This is a genomic window from Rhizobium sp. YAF28 (assembly GCF_052113285.1).
Lineage (GTDB): Bacteria > Pseudomonadota > Alphaproteobacteria > Rhizobiales > Rhizobiaceae > Rhizobium.
This window is the reverse complement of the sequence record NZ_JBFRCX010000013.1, coordinates 203,926-224,080: the sequence shown is the minus strand read 5'-3', so window position 1 is coordinate 224,080 and position 20,155 is coordinate 203,926. Positions and strand designations below refer to the sequence as shown.

The 20,155-nt window shown below is 60.8% G+C and carries 16 protein-coding genes and 2 pseudogenes; 16 read left to right on the top strand and 2 right to left on the bottom strand.

Going from position 1 to position 20,155, the window contains the following annotated elements:
* A partial coding sequence (locus AB4Z13_RS27095; protein ID WP_442207308.1) for an NUDIX domain-containing protein occupies positions 1-379 on the bottom strand: 379 nt, incomplete at its 3' end.
* Positions 380-576: 197 nt separating this feature from the next.
* Positions 577-1,343 (bottom strand): annotated as a pseudogene (locus tag AB4Z13_RS27090) (OB-fold nucleic acid binding domain-containing protein); the annotation flags it as partial.
* A 152-nt stretch (positions 1,344-1,495) separates the two neighbouring features.
* Here AB4Z13_RS27090 and AB4Z13_RS27085 point away from each other — a divergent pair.
* From AB4Z13_RS27085 to AB4Z13_RS27010, 16 genes and pseudogenes are all read left to right on the top strand, one after another.
* Positions 1,496-2,062: a TetR/AcrR family transcriptional regulator gene (locus tag AB4Z13_RS27085; protein WP_442207307.1), complete on the top strand. Its 567-nt coding sequence runs from the start codon at positions 1,496-1,498 to the stop codon at positions 2,060-2,062.
* A gap of 11 nt (positions 2,063-2,073) precedes the next feature.
* A complete protein-coding gene (locus AB4Z13_RS27080) occupies positions 2,074-2,676 on the top strand; it encodes a 2-hydroxychromene-2-carboxylate isomerase (RefSeq protein ID WP_442207305.1) in 603 nt (200 codons plus the stop codon).
* A 107-nt stretch (positions 2,677-2,783) separates the two neighbouring features.
* Positions 2,784-4,160, top strand: coding sequence for an FAD-binding oxidoreductase (locus AB4Z13_RS27075; RefSeq protein WP_442207304.1), 1,377 nt, complete (start codon positions 2,784-2,786; stop codon positions 4,158-4,160).
* A 42-nt stretch (positions 4,161-4,202) separates the two neighbouring features.
* The gene (locus AB4Z13_RS27070; RefSeq protein WP_442207303.1) at positions 4,203-6,500 is read left to right on the top strand and encodes a molybdopterin guanine dinucleotide-containing S/N-oxide reductase; all 2,298 of its coding nucleotides are present in this window, start codon (positions 4,203-4,205) and stop codon (positions 6,498-6,500) included.
* Positions 6,501-6,687: 187 nt separating this feature from the next.
* A complete protein-coding gene (locus AB4Z13_RS27065; RefSeq protein WP_442207302.1) occupies positions 6,688-8,340 on the top strand; it encodes an ABC transporter substrate-binding protein in 1,653 nt (550 codons plus the stop codon).
* A 33-nt stretch (positions 8,341-8,373) separates the two neighbouring features.
* A complete protein-coding gene (locus AB4Z13_RS27060) occupies positions 8,374-9,384 on the top strand; it encodes an ABC transporter permease (RefSeq protein WP_442207301.1) in 1,011 nt (336 codons plus the stop codon).
* A complete protein-coding gene (locus AB4Z13_RS27055) occupies positions 9,381-10,226 on the top strand; it encodes an ABC transporter permease (protein ID WP_442207300.1) in 846 nt (281 codons plus the stop codon). Before AB4Z13_RS27060 ends, AB4Z13_RS27055 begins: the two co-directional genes overlap by 4 nt.
* A complete protein-coding gene (locus AB4Z13_RS27050) occupies positions 10,205-11,908 on the top strand; it encodes an ABC transporter ATP-binding protein (RefSeq protein ID WP_442207299.1) in 1,704 nt (567 codons plus the stop codon). The genes AB4Z13_RS27055 and AB4Z13_RS27050 overlap by 22 nt, the downstream gene beginning before the upstream one ends.
* Positions 11,905-12,996 (top strand): LLM class flavin-dependent oxidoreductase, encoded by a 1,092-nt coding sequence (locus AB4Z13_RS27045; RefSeq protein ID WP_442207298.1) that lies wholly within the window; start codon positions 11,905-11,907, stop codon positions 12,994-12,996. The genes AB4Z13_RS27050 and AB4Z13_RS27045 overlap by 4 nt, the downstream gene beginning before the upstream one ends.
* Before the next feature lie 142 nt (positions 12,997-13,138).
* Positions 13,139-14,242, top strand: a complete 1,104-nt coding sequence (locus AB4Z13_RS27040) for an LLM class flavin-dependent oxidoreductase (RefSeq protein WP_442207297.1) — start codon at positions 13,139-13,141, stop codon at positions 14,240-14,242.
* Positions 14,242-15,438, top strand: coding sequence for an acyl-CoA dehydrogenase family protein (locus AB4Z13_RS27035; RefSeq protein WP_442207296.1), 1,197 nt, complete (start codon positions 14,242-14,244; stop codon positions 15,436-15,438). Before AB4Z13_RS27040 ends, AB4Z13_RS27035 begins: the two co-directional genes overlap by 1 nt.
* Before the next feature lie 2 nt (positions 15,439-15,440).
* Positions 15,441-16,328, top strand: a pseudogene (locus tag AB4Z13_RS27030) (ketopantoate reductase family protein); the annotation flags it as partial.
* 144 nt (positions 16,329-16,472) lie between these two features.
* Positions 16,473-17,033 (top strand): FMN reductase, encoded by a 561-nt coding sequence (gene msuE, locus AB4Z13_RS27025; RefSeq protein WP_442207319.1) that lies wholly within the window; start codon positions 16,473-16,475, stop codon positions 17,031-17,033.
* A 270-nt stretch (positions 17,034-17,303) separates the two neighbouring features.
* Positions 17,304-18,353 carry an ABC transporter substrate-binding protein gene (locus AB4Z13_RS27020; RefSeq protein ID WP_442207295.1) on the top strand — a complete coding sequence of 350 codons (1,050 nt, stop codon included), beginning with the start codon at positions 17,304-17,306 and terminating at the stop codon, positions 18,351-18,353.
* 70 nt (positions 18,354-18,423) lie between these two features.
* Entirely contained in the window at positions 18,424-19,257 is an 834-nt protein-coding gene (locus AB4Z13_RS27015; protein WP_442207294.1) for an ABC transporter ATP-binding protein, read from the top strand.
* A complete protein-coding gene (locus AB4Z13_RS27010; RefSeq protein ID WP_442207293.1) occupies positions 19,250-20,149 on the top strand; it encodes an ABC transporter permease in 900 nt (299 codons plus the stop codon). The genes AB4Z13_RS27015 and AB4Z13_RS27010 overlap by 8 nt, the downstream gene beginning before the upstream one ends.
* Positions 20,150-20,155 lie beyond the last annotated feature (6 nt).

Sequence of the window (20,155 nt, the reverse complement as noted above, 5' to 3'; positions counted from 1 at the left end):
GAAGCGGACTACTGAGGCAAACTGGGTTGACCGATGTTCGGGAACAGAAGCTGCATTGGGTAAGGAGAGCAAGTTTCGGCATTTCATCGAAAGATGTATATTTCAAGCGGATCGTCTCGGTATCCGTATATCCGCCTGCTTCTCCGCGCATCAGGCATCTGAATAAAACAACCAGATATTTGACCTGATCTCCGTTCGGATAGGTGTATCGAAACTCTCTACCGCCAAATACCGCCAGAACTTCCGAGCGGATAACCGTAAGGCCGGTTTCTTCAAGTACTTCACGCTCTATCGCCTGCTCCGGCGTCTCGCCCAACTCGATGGCCCTAGCGGGTAGACTCCACCCTTCACCTGAACCCTTGTCGGGGGTGATATTCATGCTGTCTGTGGCGCTTGTTTTTCTGATAGCGCTCAAGCTTGCGGCACGTGGCAAGCCGGTTGGGTAGAGCGCATTGACATGCTCCCGCTAGGAACGAATGTTTTTGATCGCTGCCGCAAATGGCGGGGCAGAACCTCTATGCTACACGGTCGCCTTGAACCAAATCGAACCTCCGACCGCCAGTCACCAACCAAAAGTCACTGAAAATTCCGACTTTTCACCTTCAGCGTATGGATATGAAGATCGGGCGTGAACATGTCCCGCGGGACAACCGGCTTCGTCTCTCGAATCCGACCCGCCGTCGCCGTGGGCAAACTCGTGGCCCCGCCCGGTTGGCAGCTTGAACTCGCTATCCCGATCAGTCAAACCGACGAGGTCCGCTGAAAGGTCGAACAGTTGCTGTGCCACGAGATGCACGGCCTCCCCTTCCCGCTGGATTCGGCCATTGATCCCCATCATCGAGGACGCTAGCACCACGCGCCGCCGCTTTTCGAACAAGCTGGGCCAGACGACGATGTTGGCCGGATCCGTCTCGTCCTCGATGGTGATGAACATGACGCCTTTGGCCGATCCTGGCTTCTGCCGCACCAGCACAAGACCTGACGTATAAACCCACCGCCCATCCCGCGCATTCATCGCCCGGCACATGTGATGAGCTGCGCTCCGACAAGTCCTTGCGCAGGAAGGCGACGGGACGCTGTCTGAGCGTCAATCCGATATGGCTGTAATCCTCAATGACGTTGTGCCCGTCCGTCATTTGCGAAGCGCAACCTCCGGCTCCTGCTGCTCGGCAATTGCGACCTTCTCGCGGTCGGCCGCCGCTGCAAACAAGGGCAATGGCTCGTCGCGCAGCGGCCTTGATTTCCCAGAGGGCATCGCGCCGTTCGAGTTTGAGCCAGGCTAGGAAGGCATCGGCCACTGCAAGCTGGACAGGCGCTTCCGTCGGCACACTGAACCGGCGCCACTATGGCAAAGCCACGACGCAAAAACATTCCTGCATCTTCGGCAGAAGAGGAATGACCTGTCTTTCTTGAAATGGATTGCGTCTCTAAAACGCATCCGACTACAATGTCGTGCTCACGGCATGCGTCAAATAAGCTCTAGCTAAGCAGTTCGATGAAAGCTTCCATTTCAGATCATATCCTCGCGTCCGCCGGCGCGCTCTTCTATCGCGAGGGCATCCGCGCTGTCGGCATCGACCGCATCATCGAGGAAACAAGGGTCGCCAAGGCGACTCTTTATCGGCATTTTCCATCCAAAGATCATCTTGTAGCGGCATATCTTCAGGACCGTCACGAGCGTGTCATCCGTTCGCTGGAAGAGGTTCTGAACGAAGTCCAGAACCCGCGGGACCAGCTCGATCTTATCTTTAAGCGGCTGCATGAGAAGGCGGATAGCCCCGAGTTTCGCGGATGTGCGTTTGCCCTCGCTGTAGCCGAGCATGGCGATTCAGAACGCGTTGTTATTGTCGCGCGCGCCCACAAGGCGGCCGTCAGTCAGATGTTTCGTGCGCTGATGGAACGGGCAGGTGTCGGTACCGCCCAGCCGGCTGCTCATCTTTCTCTTCTCTATGAAGGCGCCCTTGCAACAGTTGCGGTTGGGCGAGACCCGCAAGCTGTGCTCACCGCCAGGGACTGCGCGCTTTTCGTGTTCGACGCAGCGCGTCCTTCAACGAAATCCTAAACAGGCGGAACATGGCAAAGGTTATTGATTACTTCTTCGGCATCGGCTCCCCGTGGGCCTTCATCGGCCTTGACCCGTTCTCGGAACTCGCCTCCAGGCATCGCGCGGTGATCCGGCCGCACGTCATCTCTCTGATCGAGGACAATGGCGGCATCTATTCGCGTAATCGGCCGGAAGCCCGACGCGCCTACTGGACCAAGGACCTGAAGCGCTGGGCATTCCTGCGCGGCAGGACGCTGAACTTTGAAAATCGCGCTGCCCTGTCCGATCCAACGCCCGCCGGCTTCATGGTCATCGCGGCCATCGAGGACGGCCTGGACTGGCTCGAGCTGACACGCGCGCTGCAGACGGCATTCTGGAGCGACTCGGCGGATATCGGCCGGAGCGAGGTGCGTCAGGCGATCGCCAGTTCCGTAGGGATCGACGGGGCGACGCTGGAAGAACGCGCCCAGGCCGGGGCCACCCAATCGATCTGGAGATCCAATATCGAAAGCGCAAGGGCCGCCGGCGTCTTTGGCCTTCCGACGTTTCGCTACGAAGACGAACTTTACTGGGGGCAGGATAGCCTGCCTTTCCTTGAGCGCCACCTGAACGGCGAGAAGATCGCCGTCTGACAGCTAGCCTGGTGAGACTTGGTGCCGATCAGTCTGCATCCGCGCCTTATCGTGACGGCATGGCACGATGTCGGCTGGCACGGTCAACACGACAGAGGACGTGAAAGATGGGCATCCTATCCGTTGAGCTATCGAGCCAATTGCAGGCAAGGTTCGGTGATCGCTTCTCGATCTCGCAAGCACTGCGCGAGCAGCATGGCCGCGGCGAATCCCATCACACGCCGGCAATCCCGGATGCCGTGGTATTCGCGCAAAGCACCGCCGACGTAGCTGAAACCGTCCGGCTCTGCGCCGCGGCAGGCGTGCCGGTCATCGCCTTCGGCGCCGGGACCTCGCTCGAGGGGCACCTGAGCGCGGTGCGCGGTGGCGTTTCAATCGATCTTTCGCGAATGTCACAGATCATTCGCGTCAGCGCCGAGGATCTAGACTGCACCGTCCAGGCCGGTGTCACGCGCGAGCAGCTCAACGCGCATCTGCGCGACCAAGGCCTGTTTTTCCCGATCGACCCTGGCGCCAACGCGTCAATTGGGGGCATGGCGGCGACACGGGCATCGGGCACCAACGCCGTGCGCTACGGCACCATGCGCGAGAATGTGCTGTCGCTGACCGTCGTACTGCCGACGGGTCAGGTCATCCGCACGGGCGGTCGGGCGCGAAAATCGTCCGCCGGCTATGGCCTCACACGCCTCTTCGTCGGCTCGGAAGGCACGCTCGGCATCATCGCCGAAGTGACCTTGCGGCTCCACGGCGTTCCGGAAACCACTTCGGCAGCCCTCTGCTCGTTCGAGAGCGTGGAGCTGGCGGTCAGCGCCGCGATCGCGGTCGTGCAGCTTGCCATCCCGGTCGCGCGCATGGAGCTGATGGACCGCGGCCTGATTGCTGCCGCCAACGCCTATTCCGGCCTTTCGCTTAAGATCGAAGACACACTCGCCTTCGAATTCCACGGGTCTCCTGCGTCGGTTCAGGAGCAGGTCGAACTGGTTGCTGATATCGTCAAGGATCATGGCGGCAAGGATTTCGAATGGGCCAATGCGCCTGAGGAACGAAATCGCCTATGGAAGGCCCGGCATAACGCCTTCTACGCAGTCGTGTCGCAGAGACCGAATGCGAAGGGCTGGTCATCCGATGTGTGCGTGCCGGTATCGGAACTCAGCGGCTGCATTCTCAGGACCCGCGCATTGTTGCAGGACTGCAGTGTTCCGGCTGCCATTCTCGGTCATGTCGGCGACGGCAATTATCATGTGGTCTTCGCCGTCGATCCCGCGAACAAGGCGGAGCTCGCCGAGGTCGCGGCCATCAACAAGGCGATGGTCGAACACGCAATTTCCATCGGCGGCACGTCGAGCGGCGAACATGGCGTCGGCACCGGCAAGATCGGCTATCTGCGTCAGGAACACGGAGACGCCGTCGAGCTGATGGCCCTGCTCAAGCACGCCATCGATCCCCAGGGCATCATGAACCCAGGCAAGATCCTGCCGGTGTGAGTGTTGCCGAACTTATCAGCCTTGTTCACGGGAGACTGTGTGATGGACGGCTTCAAACCCCACAGCTCTCATTGGGGCGCATTCTTTGGACGGCATCAGGGCGAAGCGATCGAAATCCGTCCGCATCCCGCCGACCCTCACCCATCTCCCTTGCTCGGCAATCTACCCGCAATCGCCCATAGCTCAGCTCGCATCCGGCGCCCGGCCATCAGACGGGGATGGCTTGAAAGCGGTCCCGACAATGCCGGGAAACGTGGGAGCGACGGCTACGTCGAGGTCAGCTGGTCGGAAGCGCTCGATCTTGTCTCCAGCGAGCTTAGGCGGGTTCACGCCGAAGCTGGACCGCGCGCCATTTTCGGCGGCTCGTATGGCTGGTCCAGCGCAGGCCGGTTTCATCATGCCCAAGGTCAGATCCACCGCTTCCTCAACGTGCTCGGCGGATATGTCAGATCGGTCAATACCTACAGTTCGGGCGCGGCGATGGTCATCATTCCGCATGTGCTCGGTCCTTACGACACTTTCGACCGAAAGAGCGTTACCTGGGAAGCGATCGAGCGCAGCAGCGAGCTGATCGTTGCTTTCGGCGGCATGGCGGTCAAGAACACCGACGTCCATGGCGGCGGCATCAGCCGGCACGTCGTGCGCCCCGCGCTGCGCAGCGCCCGTGCGCGCGGCGCGCGATTCGTGCTCATAAGCCCGCTCAAGGATGACATTGCTGCCGACCTGGATGCGGAATGGCTGCCGGTCATCCCCGGAACAGATGTTGCGCTCATGCTGGCGATCGCCTTCGTCCTGGTCAGCGAGGGACGACACGATCGGGAATTTCTCGACCGCTATACGACAGGCTATCCGCGCTTCGAGGCTTATCTGCTGGGGCACGAGGATGGCATCGGGAAGAGCCCGCAATGGGGAGCCAGCATCTGCGGTATCGCTGCCGATACGATCGTGGATCTGGCGCGGCACATGGCGGACGCCCGAACACTGATCACCGTAAGCCACTCCCTGCAGCGCGCCGACCATGGCGAACAGCCCGTCTGGATGGGGATCGTGCTGTCGGCCATGCTGGGCCAGATCGGGCTCGATGGCGGCGGCTTTTCCTATTCGCTCGGCGCGCTCGGCAATATCGGCAAAAGCCAGCTCGCCGTTCCTCTGCCGACGCTCAAGCAATTCCACAATCCCGTGCCGGATTTCATTCCCGTCGCACGGATCGCCGACATGCTGCTGAACCCGGGCGAACCCTTCCACTACAATGGCCAGGCTTTGCGCTATCCTGACATTCGCCTTGTCTATTGGGCAGGCGGCAACCCGTTCCATCATCATCAGGATCTCAACAGGCTTCGCCAGGCGTTCAAGAAGCCGGAGACGATCATCGTGCACGAAACGGCCTGGACGTCCTCGGCACGCCACGCCGATATCGTCCTGCCCGCGACCACCACGCTTGAGCGCGACGATATCGGTGCGGCCGATCGCGATTCGATGATGATCGCGATGAAGAGGCTGATCGAACCGGTCGGCGAGGCACGCGACGACTACGAGATATTCGCGGATATTGCAGAGCGCCTCGGCAAGCGTGGCGAATTCACCGAGAACCGGTCGAGCCGCGAGTGGCTCACTTTCCTATTCGAGACAACACGTGCGGCACTCACCGCCGCTGGTCACCCGGCGCCGGATTTCGTAACGTTCTGGGAGAAAGGCGAACTGCAACTGCCGATAAAGCCGGACGATGGTGGCCCAGCGCGCGCATTCCGGGCCGATCCGGGCGCCAATCCGCTGCCGACGCCATCGGGCAAGATCGAAATCTTCTCTGAAACGATCGAGAGCTTTGGTTATGACGATTGCCGGGGCCATCCGCGCTGGTTTGAACCGGAACCGACGAGGGAGGCGGCGGAGAGCCGCTATCCCCTCTATCTCATCTGCAACCAGCCGCACTCGCGCCTTCACAGCCAGCTTGATTATGGTGACTTCAGCCGCTCTACCAAGATCAATGGCCGCGAACCGGTGCGAATCAATCCGGCCGATGCAGCCGAGCGTGGCATTTCGGATCGCCATATCGTCAGGCTGTTCAACGCCCGCGGCAACTGCCTGGCGGCTGCGGTGATCAGTGCCGATGTGAAACCTGGTGTGATGCAGCTTGCCACCGGGGCTTGGTTCGAGCCTGATGATACCGGTGCCGAGATCGCCATGTGCATTCACGGCAACCCGAATATCCTGACCCGCGATACGGGCACCTCGCAACTTGCACAGGCGTCGACCGGACAGCTGACGAAGGTCGATGTCGAGCGCTATGCCGGAGAATTGCCACCCGTGCGCATTCTCGACGGAATGGCGTTCATCGAGTAATGGACCGGCACTGGCAACACCTTTAGCGGCCGAGCGGTGACCGGAAATCCTGATCCTCGTGCTTCAGATCGCGCCGATAAAATAATCTACAAATTTGATAGAAAAAGAACAACCAGTCTTTCTCGAAACCGATCCGCTCCCATAGGCTCCTGTTCGTGATAGCCCGACAACCAAACAGGACCGCTTCATGAACGACCGCTCTTTCCGCTCCCTTTTTTCCCGGCGTCGTCTGCTGACCGCCGCCTCTGCACTGGCATTTGCCGCTCTGGTCGCGACTGCTGGTGTAACCCCGGCCGTGGCTGAGGACGGAGCGCATGATGGCGGAGACGTCGTTTTCCTGATCGACTCCCTCGGAGACACCTGGATCCCCAACAACAGCGCAATCTCCAGCTTTCAGGGCCATATCTGGGGCCATGTTACCGACAAGCTTCTCTATGTCGATGCCGATGGCAAGGTCAGCCCGTGGATCGCCGACCGCTGGGAGCAGAACGACAATGCGACAGAGTTCACTTTGCATCTGAAGACCGGCGTAACCTTTTCCGATGGCAGCCCGCTCGATGCGGCGGCCGTCGTTGCCAATCTCGACATCTGGTACGCCGGTCGCAAAAGCGAGGGTATCAATCCGATCGGCCTCTTCCCCAAAACCTACGATCACGCCGAAGCGGTCGATGCAACAACCGTGAAAGTTTTCTTCAAGAAGCCGACCCTCGGCTTCATCCCGACACTCGGCTACCACGGCTCGATCCTGATCTCCCCGAAGACCATCGCCTCGCCGGCAAGCGCCCAGGCGGACCTGAGCAGGACATCCGGCAGCGGCCCTTATGTCGTCGAGTCCTGGAAGGAAGGCGACTACGTCAAGCTCGCCAAGCGCAAGGACTACAACTGGGGGCCGGCAGCGGTCGGCCAGACTGGCCCTGCCCATCTCGATACGATCACCTACAAGCTCGTTTCGGAACCATCGCTGCGCGTTGCGGCAGTCCAGTCCGGCCAGGCGGACGTCGCCTATAACGCATCGCCCCAGGAGCTTGAATCTCTGAAGTCGGAAGGCCTCACTGTGGCGACGCCCCGCTATCTCGGCTTCGTCAACGGCTGGGCTGTTAACACCAAGCTTGCCCCCTATGACGACGTGAAGGTTCGCCAGGCACTTCAGGCAGGCATCAATCGCCAGGAAATCATCGACACCGTCTATACGCCCGACTGGAAGCTTGCGACGTCGTTCATCCAGAGCAATGTTCCCGGCGCGACCGACCAGAGCGCACTCCTCGCCTACAATCCTGACAAGGCGGAGAAGCTTCTCGACGAGGCCGGATGGAAGAAGGGTCCGGACGGTATACGCGTCAAGGATGGCAAGCCACTATTGCTGACGCTGAACTCGAACCCCTACCTCGCGACATCGAAGTCGATCGACGAACTGATTTCGCAGCAACTCGGCAAGATCGGCTGGAAGGTCGATATTCGCGCTTATGACGTCGTCACCTTCGGCCAGAAGGTCAAGTATGGCGGCGCCGGAGTGCCGGCCTATGAGGTGACGCGCTCCTTCATCGACGCCGGCACCGTCGCCGGCATCCTCACCAACGCCAACAATGGCGAGAACTGGTTTGCGCTCGACGAGAGTGACAAGACCCTCAACGATTTGCGCGACAAGATCGCCGGCGCCGGCTCCATCGAAGCTCGCAAGCCTCTTCTCGACGAGTTGCAGAAATACGCCCTCGACCAGGGCTATTTCATTCCGCGAACGCAGATCGTCCAGCGCATCTACGTGCAGTCGCCGAAGCTCAAGGGCGAAGTCTACAACGGCGTCGCCTATGCCAGCTACTACACGGCAACGAAGAGCGAATAGCCCGGCCAATCGACAGACACAGAGGTGATGGGCATGAGCAAAGCTTATTTCAACTACGCCGGAAAGCGGCTGCTGCAGGCGATCGTCGTGATCCTGCTGTCTTATGTCTTCACCTTTGTCGTCGTCAGCATCCTGCCCGGCGATCCGATCACAAACGTTCTCAACAACCCTCAAAACGGCTTCACGCCGGATGAAATCAAAGAGATCATCGCTGCGCAGGGACTGGACAAGCCGATCCCCGAGCAGCTCTGGAACGCCTTTTCCGGCTTCGTGACCGGCGACCTCGGCCTGTCGATGCGGACTAACCGGCCGGTGGCGACGCTGATCGGCGAGGTTCTGCCATCAACGCTCGTGCTTGCCTCGGCCGGCCTTGCGGTCGCGCTTTTCCTGGCAGCGATCATCGCTTACGGCACACAATTTTTGCCCAGACGCTACGGACAGGGCCTGCTGCGCGGCTTTCCCTCGCTGTTCCTGTCGGTTCCGAACTTCGTCATCGGGTTGGTGCTGATCCACCTCTTCGGTTTCCAGCTCGGCGTCTTTCGCGTCATCGAGCCCGACAGCTTCTGGGCAACGCTTTTCGCAGCGATCGCCCTCGGCATTCCGATCTCCGCGCAGATTGCCGAAGTCCTGATTGTCAATCTCGACCATGAGTCCGGCCAGGACTATGCCGCCGTCGCACGCGGACGCGGGCTCGGCCAGATGCGGCTCTTCGTCATGCACCTGCTGAAGCCGTCATCGCTGCCCGTCATCACTGTCGTCGCTCTGACGATCGGCGAGTTGCTCGGCGGATCGCTGATTACCGAGACCGTGTTCGGCCGAAATGGGCTCGGCAGCCTGGTGCAGCGGTCGGTCAGCACCCAGGACCTGCCGGTCCTACAGGCGGTCGTTTCGCTCGCGGCGGTGGTCTTTGTTGTCGTAAACCTGATCGCCGACCTGACCTACCCGCTGCTCGATCCCCGCGTGAAGCTCCTCGGCACGCAGCAGCGTCGGCCGACGACCACTGATGACAGCTCTGTCCCGATCTCCAAGGCGGTGACCCCATGACGCTCGCCTCTCTTTCTTTCACGCCCACGACGCTGGTCGGTCGTCTGACGGGCCTGCGTGTGCCGCCGGTCGTCATCCTCTCGTTCCTGGTCGTCGCTCTGGCGATCGCCTGGTCCTTGGCGCCTAGCCTCTTCACAAGCTACGATCCGGTGAACGGCACCCCCGCCCAGAAGCTGCTCGGCCCAAGTGCGGCGCACTGGTTCGGCACCGATCATCTCGGCCGCGATCTTTACGCCCGTGTCATCTATGGCACGGCCTCATCGGTAGCCAGCGCGCTGATCGCGGTCGTGATCGGCGTTGTCGCCGGCGGCATTATCGGACTGCTGGCCGGCTTCTTCGGCAGCTGGGTGGACACGGTCTTTGCCCGCCTCGTCGATGTCTTGCTGGCAATCCCCAAATTCCTGCTGGCAGTGATCGTCGTCACCGCAATCGGTTTCGACACGACGAATGCGGCAATCGCAACAGGCGTCTCCGCCGTCGCCCTTTTTGCCCGGGTGATGCGCGCCGAAGTCATCAAGACACGGGCTGCGACATTCGTGGAATCGTCCTTCCTTCTCGGCGGCTCGCGCTGGCACATTCTGTGGCGCCACGTGCTGCCGAACGCATCGCGATCGGTGCTTCCGCTTGCCGTCCTGCAGTTCGGCGATTCCATCCTGGTGATCGCCAGCCTTGCCTTCCTTGGCTACGGCGACCCGCCGCCTGCTTCCGATTGGGGCCTGCTGATCTCGATCGGCAAGGATTACCTCAAATGGCCCTGGCTGGTTTACGCCCCAGCCCTCGTCACGATCGCAACCGTTCTCTCTGTAAACAGGATCAGCCGATGGCTCCGCAAGACAGACTGACCACGTTTTTGAATCGCCCATCGTCCCCGTTAGTGCGGGCCGAAGGATTGTCGGTAGCCTACGGCACCCACAGGGTCGTGACCAATGTCGGCTTCGAGCTTGGACGCGGCAAAAGTCTCGCGCTGATCGGCGAATCCGGATCGGGCAAATCCACCATCGCCCGCGCCGTCCTGCGGCTGCTTCCCGCAAAGGGACACGCCTCCGGCCGCGTCGAATTCGAGGGCCAGGAGCTTCTGGGGCTTCCCGAGCGCCGCTTCCGCCCATTCAGGGGACGCAGGATCGGCTTCGTGCCGCAGGATCCGGGCAACTCCCTGAACCCGGTTCGCACCGTCGGCGCGCAGGCAATGGAAGCTGCCGCACTCCTGGACGAACCGGACAGGCCGCTTCGCAAGGCGCTCATTCTGGAGACATTTGCGCAGGTCGGGCTCGACAATCCGCAGCGTGTCTATGATTCCTACCCCCACCAGCTTTCCGGCGGCATGCTCCAGCGCGTTCTGATCGGGCTCGCCGTTCTGCCGCGACCGTCGCTGCTGGTCGCAGACGAGCCGACCTCCGCACTCGATGTGACGATCCAGAAGCGTATTCTCGACCTGTTGTCGAAGTTGCAGGAGGAGCTGCAAATCAGCCTTCTCCTGATCACCCATGACCTGGCGATCGCAGCCGAGCGCGCGGATTCCATTGTCGTCCTCAAGGACGGCGTCATCCAGGAAGCCGGAAACACGGCTGCGGTATTCTCCGCCCCTTCCTCGTCCTACGCCAGAAAGCTCCATGGGGATGTGCCGGCACTCAATCCTGACCGGTACCGGCCGTTGCGAGAGCCCGGTTTCCGGCACCTTGTCGCGAGGCGCGAAAAGACACCGAAGATCGAGGTCAGCGGCGTAACGAAGAACTTCACCGTCGACGGCAAGGTTCTGACCGCCGTCAACGACGTCTCGTTCGAGGTTCAGGCGGGAACGACGCATGCGCTAGTCGGGGAATCCGGATCCGGAAAGACAACGGCAATCCGGCTTCTGCTCGGGCTTGAACAGCCCGACACTGGAAAGATCGCCGTTGGCGGCGAACAGGTAATTGGCCGGTCCCCCGAGCAGCTTCGCTCTATCTGGCGGCACCTGCAGCTTGTCTATCAGAACCCGTTCACGTCCCTCGACCCGACCTGGAGCGCCGAGAAAATCGTGCGCGAGCCTCTAGACCGCTTCAAGATAGGGACACACCAGGAACGGGCACTCGCGGTGCGCAAGGCATTCGCAGATGTGGGGCTTGGCGAGCATCTCTTGTTCCGAAAGCCCGCCGCCTTGTCCGGCGGCCAGCGCCAGCGCGTTGCTATCGCCCGGTCGCTCGTCCTGAAACCCGATGTGATCGTGCTTGACGAGCCTACCTCGGCGCTCGACGTCAGCGTTCAGGCCGATATCGTTGAAGTGCTGCTTTCGCTGCAGGTGAAGCTCGGCCTCACCTATATCTTCGTGTCGCATGACCTGGCGCTGGTGCGCCAGCTTGCTCACACGGTCTCGGTCATGCAGCGCGGCCGCATCGTCGAGCACGGTACTGTCGGAGAGATCTTCGACACGCCCCGGCAGCCCTATACCCGCTCTTTGCTGGAATCGATCCCGTCAGGGGCCGCGCGTTTTGCGCGAAGCCAGCCCCTGCAGCAGCGACAGATCTTCAATGAGGAAAAGATCGCATGAGCGTGATTGCCCCCGCCCCGACACCGTCAGCGTCATTCCGTCCGAAGAAGCGCCTCGGGTTCAACACGCGTGTCGCGTTCAACGATGAATCCGGCCCAACCCATGGTTTGCGGGAGGGAATCGAGCTCTTCAAGGCCGCCGAACGCCTGGGCTATCAGTCAGGCTGGGCCTATCAGCGGCATTTCGATCACTATCTATCCTCGCCTCTGCCCTTCTTCGCCGCGACAGGCCAGCATACCAGCCATATCGTCCTGGGTTCGGCAGTCATTCCAATGCGTTATCAGGACCCTATCCTGCTGGCGGAAGCCGCAGGCACCACCGACCTCCTGATTGGTGGCAGATTGGAACTGGCGATCTCGACCGGCGCCAACGCAGCCTTCGATGCCGTCTTCGGCACGGTCGAGAGCGATGCCAGGACGGAAGCCAAGCGCCGTCAGGCGCGCTTTCTGTCCGCGATCTCAGGCGAGGTTCTGCACACCGTCGCGGAATCTGGCCAAGGGGCCGCGGAAGGCAGCCAGCTGAGGGTAACACCGCACAGTCCGACGCTTCGCTCACGCATCCGTCAAGGTTCCGCTAGCCTCGGGTCCGCGATCCAGGCCGCCGAACTCGGCATCGGCCTGATCGCCGGAACCGTACAGCACGACCACGCCGAGGGCGAGAGCTTCGGAAGCTACCAGGCCCGTTGCATCGAGGCATTCCGCTCCAACTGGCGGAAGCAGTGGACAAGCGAGCCGCCGCCCGTCGCCGTGGCGGCTTCGGTCCTGGTTGGCTCGACGCCGGAGCTGCGGGAGAAATACGCAGCCTATGATCTCGAGCGCCGCACTCAGGGTATCGCCGCATCGCGACCGAAAGGCGCTCTTGAGCCGAGCTCGCGGACCAACCAACCGCCGGGAAGCCAGATTTCGCCGGTTTTCCACGGCACACCGGATCAGGTGATCGAGGCAGTGCTTGCTGATCCCGGGCTCGCTACGGCCGACGAAATCGTTCTCTTCCTGCCGCCGGCCTTCGGCCTTGCCGAAAATATCCAGCTGCTCACCGACCTTGCCGGGACCCTTGCCCCGAGCCTTGGCTGGTCGCCGGACTGGTAGAACCTACACTGGATCTCAAACACCGGCAGCCGCGAATTAGAGATATTTTTCTATAGTTTCAGTGGAAATAGAAAGACCTGTCTTCCTCGTCCTATGTCTGCCACCTAACCTTCGACCACCATCGACAATCAGAGGAGCTCCCATGTCCGCGGAATTCATCAGCGTCAGCTTTCCCAACGCCTCGAACGACCTCCATCCCATCCCGGACGCTCCGGTCGATCCACGCTATCTCGAGCGCTACGCGCGCGCCCTCGACGACTACGGCTTCAACTACACGCTAATCCCCTACTCATCGTCCTCCTTCGATCCCTTTACCCTTGGCGCCACAGTTCTGGCGCACACGAAGAACATCAAGATCATCGTCGCGCTCAGGCCCAACACGGTGTACCCGACGGTCGCGGCCAAATCGCTTGCCACTCTCGATCAATTGAGCGGCGGCCGCGTCGTCGTCCACTTCATTGCGGGCGGCAGCGATGACGAGCAGGCGCGCGAGGGAGACTTCCTCAACAAGGAGCAGCGCTACGAGCGGCAGGAGGAATATATCCGTATTCTGCGCCTCGCATGGACCTCGACTGAGCCCTTCGATTTCGATGGCACATATTACCAGTTCAAGCAGTTCCGCAGCGCAGTGCGGCCCACGAATGGCACCATCCCCATCTCTGTCGGCGGATCGTCGGATGCCGCCTACCGGATCGGCGGCTCGCTCGGCGACATCTTCGGGCTATGGGGCGAACCGCTAGCGGAAACCAAGCAACAGATCGAACGCATCTACGCCGAGGCGGCTAAGGCAGGCAGGACGGACCGCCCGCGTATCTGGGTGACCTTCCGCCCGATCGTCGCGGAAACCGACGAACTGGCCTGGGAAAAGGCCCACCGGGTGCTCGACCGTCTCAAGGACAACCGGGAAAAGGGCCTTCATCGCGCCCCGCCCTCCGCCCCGCGCCCGGCCAATGTCGGATCGCGGCGCCTCCTTGATATTGCCGCGCGTGGCGACGTTCACGATCGCGCCCTCTGGTATCCGACGGTCACGGCGACCAATGCCTCCGGCGCCACCACCGCGCTCGTCGGATCACCGCGGACCATTGCCGATTCCATCCTCGACTATATCGATCTCGGCGCCGACCTGATCTCCATCCGCGGCTACGACAATTTCAACGATGCCGTCGATTACGGCCGCTATATTCTGCCGCTGGTGCGCGAAGGCATCCGCGAGCGGGAAGAGGCAAAGAAGAAGGCCGCCGCCTGATGATCGCGCGCGATACGGCTTTCGATCCAAGCCTGCTGAGCGCGACGACGCGCGCTCTTGCGGACGCAGCTCCCGAGGCGGACCGGACCGGGGATTTTCCCTGGACTGGCATCCGGGCGGTTCATCAAAGCGGCCTGCTCGAAAGCACTGTCGCGGCGAGATATGGCGGCGCCGGCGCAACGCTCCACGAGGCCGCAACGATCCTTGCGGCCCTCGGCCGCGGTGATCCATCGGTCGCCCTGATCAGCGCCATGACGATCTTCAACCACCTCGGCCAGGCAACCAAAAACCATTGGCCCGAGGACCTCTACAAGCGCCTGCTTGCTCAGACCAAGCAGCATCCGCTGCTGCTCAATGCCGCGCGTGTCGAACCGGAACTTGGCTCGCCGGCCCGTGGCGGCCTGCCGGCGACGGTTGCCCGGCGTACCGCATCCGGCTGGTCGATCACCGGCCGCAAGCGCTTCGTCACAGGCGCACACGGTCTGACCCATTTTCTTGTGTGGGCACACACCGATGAGGCGAAGGCCCGCGTCGGAACATTTGTCGTGCCGAACAAGCACCCGGGCATTCGCGTCATCGAGAACTGGAACAGCCTTGGCATGCGCGCCTCCGGATCTCACGATGTCGAATACACCGATGTGGAAATCCCGCTGGAGAATGTCATCGATCTTGTTGACCCCTCCGTTGCGCAGCAGGACAACCGTGCCCATGCGGCAATCACGCTGGCGCTGACCGCGCTCTATCTTGGGGTGGCTGAAGCTGCTCAGGAGGCGTTCATCCGTTTTGCGCATGAGCGTGTTCCTACAAACCTTGGCCATCCGATCGCCCGCACCGAACGGTTCGTGACGTTCTCCGGTGAAATCGATCTGCTGGTCTCCGGTGCCCGGCAGATCATTTTCGATGCCCTGAAGGACAATCATGCCGACGCTGAAAAGCACATAAGAGCCCGATTTATTGCCGGCCGGCAGCTGCGCGACGCGGTGCAGATTGCCGTGCGCGGCATCGGCAATCCTGGCCTCGGAAACGAATTGGGGCTGGAACGCCATTTCAGGGACATTCAGTCGGTGCTCGTCCATGCCCCGCAGGAGGACACGTCAATCTCCATTCTCGGGCGCGCCGCCTTCGAACGTTGGAAGAGCGAAAGGGCGGCGCCATTGGCACCTCCGGTCAATCTCACGGCATTGAAGACGGCCTGATCATGACACGCTACATCATCATCGGTGCCGGTGCAGTCGGCGCTAGCCTCGCGGCCGAGTTCGAGACGCATGGCATCCCCTATTTGCTCGTTGGTCGCGGCACCCAGATTGCCCATATCGCCGCCCGCGGTCTCTCGTATCGCCGGCCGGACGGACACAGTATGCTCCGGCTCAACACCGCCGACACGGCTTCGCCACCGGCGCTTCGCCCGGGTGATATTCTGGTCCTTGCGGTCAAGGCACAGGATGTCGAAGCGACCACAGAATTCTGGGCCTGGCGGCAGGTCGAGGGTGCAGGCTTTGCATCCGAACTGCCACTCGTGACGTTGCAAAACGGGCTGGCTGCGGAAGACATTGCGCTGCGGCGCTTCGATCGTGTCTATGCGGCGAGTATCCGCATTCCGGCGCGCTATACCGTCACCGGCGAGGTCGTCGTCGGAGGCGAGCCGAATGTCGGCATCGTCGCCCTCGGCCGCTACCCGGAAGGGCTCGACGACACGGCTTCGTCGATCGTCGCCGATCTTGCAAAGGCGGGCTACCTGGCCGAAGCGCGCTCCGACATCCGGCGATGGAAGGCGGCCAAGCTCGAGCACAACGTCACCAATGCCGTCGAGCTTTTCGCAGGTCCTCCCGAAGTCCGCTCAAAAGCCGCAGCCAGCCTGGCGCAAGAGGCACGCACCGTTCTCCTAGCCGCCGGATACGATCCCGCAGCGCCCTCGGAATGGAAGATCGACATCTCAACCTGGCGGGTCGCGCCAGAGAGTGGCATCAAGCCCGGTCAGCAATCGACCTGGCAAAGTTTCACCCGCGGCACTTCAAGCGAAGTCGATTATCTGAACGGTGAAATCGTCCGTCTCGGACGAATTCACGGGGTTGCAGCACCTCTCAACGCGGCCTTCCAGAAGGCTGCGGCGAGGCTTGCGATCGATGGCCGTCCCCCAGGTACACGAGATATTGGCGAGTTTTATCCCGTCATCGCCGATGGCGCAGCGCTCGGCGTGCCTGCGGAAAGCAAGCCGATCGAAAGGAAAGATATGGGAACCCCTAGGGTCGTTGCGATATCGGGCAGCTTCAGCCGGCCTTCGAAAACCACGGCGCTCGTGCAGCATGTCGCCGGACGCGCAAGCGATCGCTACGGCTTTGATAGCGTGACTTACGACATGGTCGATGTCGGACCATCGCTTGGTACTGCTCTCTGGCGCAAACAGCTCGACGACAGGGCTGACCATGTCATTCAAGAGATTGTCGATGCCGACATCCTTATCATCGGCGCACCGACCTATAAGGGCTCCTACTCGGGTCTCTTCAAGCATTTGATCGATCTCATCGATCCTCATGAGCTACGGTCGAAACCGATCCTCATCACGGCCACGGGCGGCGGCGATCGCCACGCGCTGATGGTGGAGCACCAGCTTCGCCCATTGTTCGGGTTCTTCATGGCCCACACGCTGCCAACCGCGGTCTACGCGTCGGATCGTGACTTTGTCGATTACACCGTCTCATCAGAACAACTCCTCAAACGCATCGGCGAGGCGATCGACGAGATTGGCACCTTCTTGCCGATCGGCGAGGCCAATCGTGCCGCGGCCGAATGAAACGCTCCAACACAAAGGCGCTCGCAAACGCAGGTATCGGCAATTTGCCACCGGCGTGGTTACGAGGCGCGCCGATTAATTTGCAAAAATAGGGGCTTTCGAAGGATTCTGATCTCAATGCGTGCCTGAAAACGAAACGCGAGCATGTTGATCGATTTGGTCGAGATTAATACCCTCGACTGATCTCACGCACCTCTTCCGGGGGAGTGCGTGAAGAGCTGTGCGCATGCATGGCTTTTCGACACCGCAACGCCTGATACAGGAGCACGCATGCCGCAGCGTCAAATTTCAAAAAGCCGCCGCCATCTCAATTGGCCTAATGCGTTATTCCCAGTTGCGGCTTCTCTCGGTCTCATCGCCATGCTGGTGCCCGGGCAAGCTGCGGCCGAGGGCAAGATCCGCATCGCGCAGCAGTTTGGGATTTCCTACCTGACGCTCGATGTCGTCCGCGATCAGAAGCTCATCGAGAAACATGGCAAGGAAGCCGGTCTCGACATAACGGTCGAATGGGCAACGGTGTCCGGCGCAACGGCAATGAACGAAGCGCTTCTTTCCGACAATCTCGATATCGCAGCCGCCGGCGTGCCGCCGGCGCTCACCACCTGGGACCGAACCAAGGGACATCAGGACGTCAAACTGGTCGCAGCACTTGGCGCCCAGCCCAACTACCTGCTGACGACCAATCCAAATATCCATTCGTTGAAAGACTTTGGGCCGGACGACCGGATCGCGGTGCCTGCGGCCGGCGTTGGTTTCCAGTCCCGCACGCTTCAGATCGAAGCTGCAAAGGTCTTTGGCAAGGACAAGTTCCAGAAGCTCGACGATATCACCATCAGCTTGCCGCATCCCGACGCAACCGCGGCACTGATTTCAGGCGGAACGGAAGTGAACTCGCACTTCTCCTCGGCACCCTTCTATTATCAGGCGCTGCAGGGCAACAAGGCAGTTCACAAGGTCATCAGTTCCTATGATATTCTTGGAGGGCCGGCGACCTTCAATGTCCTTTATGCCACCAGCGCTTTCCATGACAAAAATCCCAAGACCTATGCTGCCTTCTATGCAGCGCTGCGTGATGCCGCGGATTGGATCAGCACGCACAAGACAGAAGCCGCCGATACCTTTATCCGCGAGCAGAAATCGAAGCTCTCGCCCAAACTCGTCCTCGATATCATCAACGATCCGGAAAACGACTTTTCGATCGTGCCCAAAAACACTTTCATATACGCTTCGGAACTCTACAAGATCGGCGTCCTGAAAAATGAGGCCGGGTCCTGGAAGGACTACTTCTTCCCGGAAGCGCAGGGCGATAACGGCAGCTGACATTTATCGGATAAACCTGATCCTGCGATAGCGCGGCCCTATAGGCCGCGCAGAAGATTTGCGAGATAGAATGGACGGCACATCCACCGAAGCCTTGAGCCGCGCGGCCCCCTCAACGCAACCACCGCTTCTTTCGGTGAAGGGTGTTACATTGGAATATGCGGCGCCCGGACGGATCGTGCGCGCGACGCAGAATGTCAGCTTCGATGTTTGGGAAGCGGATCGCTTTATTCTACTCGGCGCTTCCGGCTGCGGCAAATCCACCCTCTTAAAGGCCGTCGGCGGCTTTATTGCGCCGACTGAAGGACAGGTCCTTTTGGATGGTCGTCCGGTCAACGGACCGGGACCGGATCGTGTGGTAGTCTTTCAGGAGTTCGACCAGTTACCGCCCTGGAAGACCATTCGAGAGAACGTGGCCTTTCCTGTTCGGGTCTCCGGTCGCCTTGGCCGAAAAGAGGCTCTCGAAAGAGCTGACTACTATCTGGAAAAGGTGGGATTATCTCGTTTTGCCGGGGCCTATCCGAACGCTTTGTCGGGAGGAATGAAGCAACGTGTTGCAATCGCACGGGCCCTTGCGATGGAGCCACGTGTCCTGCTGATGGATGAGCCCTTTGCAGCGCTTGATGCGCTGACCCGGCGCAAGATGCAGGAAGAACTCCTGGCACTGTGGGAAGAAGTCCGCTTCACCCTGCTCTTCGTCACCCATTCCATCGAAGAGGCGTTGGTCGTCGGCAATCGGATCGCACTGTTGTCTCCGCATCCGGGCCGCATGCGTGCCGAGATCAATAGCCATGAATGGGACCTGCAAAGCGGCGGAAGCCCTGAGTTTCAGGCAGCCGCAACCCGCATTCATCGCCTTCTGTTTGACGAGGCGCCCATTGCAACGGAAAGCGATCATGCGTGACACTGCTACCGCTGGCCCTGTTATAATACGGCCGACGCCGCCGATCCGACCTGAATACGAGCTGATGCCTGAGCCAATCGCCGGAAGCTCCATCGAACGGCGCGCGTCGCTGCCGCGGCGACTCTGGCAGCAGGCATGGCTGCGAAAAGGTCTTCTCCTGATCTTTCTCGCAATCTTATGGGAGATTGTCGCAAGAATTCAGGGCAATGACCTTCTCCTGCCGTCATTCACGGAGACACTTCAAGCTTTCTTCGACGATATTGCCAATGGCGTTTTGCCTGGCCGCGCAGCGAACTCCATCGATATTCTGCTGAAAGGTTATGTCGCGGGGGTCGTTTTGGCATTCGTCCTGACGTCGCTCGCCGTATCCAGCCAACTCGGGCGCGATTTCCTGTCGACCTTGACCTCCATGCTCAATCCTTTGCCTCCGATCGCACTTCTGCCGCTCGGGCTTCTGTGGTTCGGGCTCGGCCAGGGAAGTCTTATTTTCGTGCTGATCCATTCGGTGCTCTGGCCGCTTGCTCTCAACATGTATACGGGCTTCACCAGTGTGCCGGAGACCCTGCGCATGACGGGCCGCAACTATGGCCTGCGCGGATTGCGCTACGTCTTCCTTATTCTTGTGCCGGCAGCCCTGCCGTCGATCATCGCGGGCCTTAAAATCGGCTGGGCCTTCGCGTGGCGGACATTGATTGCCGCGGAACTCGTCTTTGGCGCATCCTCGGGCCGTGGCGGGCTCGGCTGGTACATCTTCCAGAACCGCAACGAGCTCTACACCGACCGGGTGTTCGCCGGCCTGATGACGGTCATCCTGCTGGGTCTCCTCGTCGAGAATGTCCTGTTCCGGCAGTTGGAAAGGCGCACGATTCTGAAATGGGGTATGACGCGATAGCATGGC

Bases quoted from the DNA above. Each gene is read 5' to 3' on its own strand.
- msuE (WP_442207319.1), top strand. From the start codon at position 16,473: ATGGGAACCCCTAGGGTCGTTGCGATATCGGGCAGCTTCAGCCGGCCT.
- AB4Z13_RS27010 (WP_442207293.1), top strand. From the start codon at position 19,250: ATGCGTGACACTGCTACCGCTGGCCCTGTTATAATACGGCCGACGCCG.
- AB4Z13_RS27050 (WP_442207299.1), top strand. From the start codon at position 10,205: ATGGCTCCGCAAGACAGACTGACCACGTTTTTGAATCGCCCATCGTCC.
- AB4Z13_RS27035 (WP_442207296.1), top strand. From the start codon at position 14,242: ATGATCGCGCGCGATACGGCTTTCGATCCAAGCCTGCTGAGCGCGACG.
- AB4Z13_RS27080 (WP_442207305.1), top strand. From the start codon at position 2,074: ATGGCAAAGGTTATTGATTACTTCTTCGGCATCGGCTCCCCGTGGGCC.
- AB4Z13_RS27060 (WP_442207301.1), top strand. From the start codon at position 8,374: ATGAGCAAAGCTTATTTCAACTACGCCGGAAAGCGGCTGCTGCAGGCG.
- AB4Z13_RS27040 (WP_442207297.1), top strand. From the start codon at position 13,139: ATGTCCGCGGAATTCATCAGCGTCAGCTTTCCCAACGCCTCGAACGAC.
- AB4Z13_RS27085 (WP_442207307.1), top strand. From the start codon at position 1,496: ATGAAAGCTTCCATTTCAGATCATATCCTCGCGTCCGCCGGCGCGCTC.
- AB4Z13_RS27065 (WP_442207302.1), top strand. From the start codon at position 6,688: ATGAACGACCGCTCTTTCCGCTCCCTTTTTTCCCGGCGTCGTCTGCTG.
- AB4Z13_RS27045 (WP_442207298.1), top strand. From the start codon at position 11,905: ATGAGCGTGATTGCCCCCGCCCCGACACCGTCAGCGTCATTCCGTCCG.
- AB4Z13_RS27075 (WP_442207304.1), top strand. From the start codon at position 2,784: ATGGGCATCCTATCCGTTGAGCTATCGAGCCAATTGCAGGCAAGGTTC.
- AB4Z13_RS27070 (WP_442207303.1), top strand. From the start codon at position 4,203: ATGGACGGCTTCAAACCCCACAGCTCTCATTGGGGCGCATTCTTTGGA.
- AB4Z13_RS27015 (WP_442207294.1), top strand. From the start codon at position 18,424: ATGGACGGCACATCCACCGAAGCCTTGAGCCGCGCGGCCCCCTCAACG.
- AB4Z13_RS27020 (WP_442207295.1), top strand. From the start codon at position 17,304: ATGCCGCAGCGTCAAATTTCAAAAAGCCGCCGCCATCTCAATTGGCCT.
- AB4Z13_RS27055 (WP_442207300.1), top strand. From the start codon at position 9,381: ATGACGCTCGCCTCTCTTTCTTTCACGCCCACGACGCTGGTCGGTCGT.